2 protein-coding genes and 1 other annotated feature are annotated in these 2,168 nt (G+C 69.7%); both genes read right to left on the reverse strand.

From position 1 onward, the window contains the following. Positions 1–68 precede the first annotated feature (68 nt). Positions 69–989 (reverse strand): NAD(+) diphosphatase, encoded by a 921-nt coding sequence (nudC, locus tag G515_RS0118320; protein WP_028661322.1) that lies wholly within the window; start codon positions 987–989, stop codon positions 69–71. Between the two features lie 206 nt (positions 990–1,195). After that, positions 1,196–2,143, reverse strand: coding sequence for an IS3 family transposase (locus G515_RS0118325; RefSeq protein WP_157570944.1), 948 nt, complete (start codon positions 2,141–2,143; stop codon positions 1,196–1,198). Continuing rightward, positions 2,039–2,167: a sequence feature (AL1L pseudoknot), on the reverse strand. Its footprint overlaps the gene before it by 105 nt. Between the last annotated feature and the right edge of the window lies 1 nt (position 2,168).

The following is a 2,168-nucleotide window of genomic DNA, read 5'->3' on the forward strand; positions in this document are numbered from 1 at the left end:
AGTGCACCGCCTGCGCGCGACACGCTGCCGCGCTGCGTTGACCGGCGCGAGCGCCTCGTCGGACCGATTCACCAGCTGCCGGGCAGCGGGCCGCCGTACCACGCCTCGATCAGCGACCGGCTGATCGAGATGCCGCCCGGCAGGACCGACTCGCCACTGGCGGCACCGAAATAGAGTTCGTCACGGGTGAACCAACGCGCCTCCCGCAGCTCTGCCGGATCGCACGCGATGGCACGCGCCTCCTCGGTGTCCTCGACCCGTCCGAAGAAGCCGAGCATCAGGCTGGCCGGCAGCGGCCACGGCTGATTGCCGAAGTAGGTCACCTCGTCGACGCGTACGCCGGCCTCCTCGGCCACCTCGCGCCGAACGGCGTCCTCGAGCGACTCCCCCGGCTCGCAGAAGCCGGCCAGCGTCGAGAAACGCCCCTCCGGCCACGCCGCACCGTTGCCCAGCAGGCACCGCTCCTCCGGCGATCCCGGCTCTCCGGACGTCACCAGCATGATCACCGCGGGATCGGTGCGCGGGAAGGTCACGTGCCCGACGGTGCAGCGCAACTCGTGCCCCTCCGCCGCCGCGGACAGAGGCCCGCCGCAGCGAGGGCAGTACCGCGTCGCGGCCAGCCACTCGGCCATCCCGATCGCATGCAGCACCAGGGAACTGTCGGTCGGGTCGTCGGTGAGCACCGGGAGCAGACCGCGCAGGCTCACCCAGCCGTCCTCCGCGGTGTGTTCGGGCTGGCCCGCCGGCAGGATCGAGGCGAACCACGCGCGATCCTCACGCTCCCCCAGCAGCAGTCTCACCCCGGCCGGTGCCTCGTGCGGCGAGACCCAGTCGATCCGTCCCAGCGGTGCGTGCACGCGATTGCCGGCCACGACCAGCACCCGGCTCTCCGCGTCCGCCCAGCGTGCCTCGATCCACGCGTCGTCGTGTCGTCGCAACCCCGCTCGGTCGTGGGCGGAGGAGGTCAGGCGCTGATGGACGTGTGGCACACACCGAACCTAGCGCCTCGGCCCAGACGCACGGTGCTGCGACCCGATCAACCGATCTGGAGAGCTGGACGGAGACCTCGCAGTTCGAGGCTCCCGGTCCATCCGACGAGCGGCTGGGCGTCTCCGGCTGACCTGCCCCGCGTCGCACCCGCCGCCGCGCGAGGAAGGTCGAGCACTCGGCTCACCCAGCGTGTCGCGTGCCGGGTTCAGTGGAGGCTCTGAACTGACGCGTCGACGTTAGTCGGCGCGGGGTTGTGCCGGTAGTAGCTGTCTTCGAACTCGACTGGTGGGACGAGCCCGATCTCGCCGTGCAGGCGTCTGTGGTTGAACCAGTCGATGTACTCGGCGACCGCGATCTCGAGGTCGTCGATGGACTTCCACGGACCGCGGTTGCGGACCAGTTCGGCCTTGAACAGCGAGTTGAACGCCTCGGCGAGGGCATTGTCATAGCTGTCGCCGGTCGACCCGACGGATGCGACGGCGCCGGCCTCGGCGAGTCGCTGGGTGTAGCGAACGGCGAGGTACTGAACTCCCTTGTCGGAGTGTGCGATGACGCCGGTGGTGTCGTGGCCGGCGTGCTCGCGGGTCCATAGCCCCATCTCGAGGGCATCCAGGGCGAGGTCGGTGCGCAGGCTCTTCGACACCTGCCAGCCCACGACGCGGCGGGAGTAGACGTCGATGACGAAAGCGGCGTAGACCCAGCCGGCGAAGGTACGGCAGTAGGTGATGTCGGCGACCCAGACCCGGTTCGGTGCAGCTGCGACGAAGTTGCGGTCCAGGTGATCACGGCGGGCGTCCTCGCCGGTGCCCGGAACCGTCGTGCGGGGTCCCTTCGATCGGCTGATCCCACGCAGGCCGTCGGCGCGCATCAGCCGGTGCACGGTGCAGCGAGCTATCCGATGCCCACGACGCCGTAGCTCAGCGTGCATCTTGCGGACCCCGTAGACGCCGTAGTTGTCGGAATGGACCTTCCGGATCAACTCCAGCCGCTCAGCGTCCGCGACCGTCCGCGCCGAAGGCGGGCGGGTCTTGGCGGCGTAGTAGGTGCTCGGGGCGATCGGCATCCCGGCCCGTCGTAGGACGGTGCAGATCGGCTCGACCCCGAACTCCTCGCGGTGCTGGTCGATGTAGTCGACCAGCACTGCAGTGGTCACTTCAGCTTGCGGTCGAGCTCCGCCG

The sequence above is a fragment of the Nocardioides insulae DSM 17944 genome (genome assembly GCF_000422825.1).
GTDB classification, from domain to species: domain Bacteria; phylum Actinomycetota; class Actinomycetes; order Propionibacteriales; family Nocardioidaceae; genus Nocardioides; species Nocardioides insulae.